Below are 561 nucleotides of genomic sequence, written 5' to 3'. Positions count from 1 at the left end.
AGAGGAAACAACAATCAAATCACTTTTTTCCCATTACAAGAAAATGAGCATAGAAATCAAATACTTTTCAAAACAATTGTTCCAGCGAGAATAGATAAAACAGCTGAGGCGAAAGAGCAAGTTAATATAATTATCCAATCGATTCATTTCATTGGAACATTTACAGTTGAATTTTTTATAGATAGTAACAACCAATTGTATGTGAACGAGATAGCACCAAGGCCTCACAATTCCGGACATTATTCAATTGAAGCATGTGATTATTCACAATTTGATACTCATATTTTAGCAGTTACCGGACAATCATTACCAAATTCAATTGAATTATTAAAGCCAGCAGTCATGATGAACTTACTAGGTAAAGATTTAGATTTATTGGAAAATGAATTTAATGAACATCCAGAGTGGCACTTACATATTTATGGTAAGTCTGAGCGTAAAGATAGCAGAAAAATGGGGCATATGACTGTACTAACGAATGATGTAAACCAAACTGAACAAGATATGTACGCTAAATTTGAGGGGAGTAATTAAAGCATGACATTATTATATGAAGGAAAA

The 561-nt window shown here is 32.1% G+C and carries 1 protein-coding gene; it reads left to right on the top strand.

Features of this window, described 5'->3' with window-relative positions:
* Positions 1–534: ATP-grasp domain-containing protein (locus tag IDG60_RS00655; RefSeq protein WP_206160367.1), on the top strand; the 534-nt coding region annotated here is incomplete at its 5' end.
* Positions 535–561: the final 27 nt, after the last annotated feature.

Source organism: Staphylococcus sp. EG-SA-2, assembly GCF_017152085.1.
This window is presented reverse-complemented; position numbering and strand designations above follow the sequence as displayed.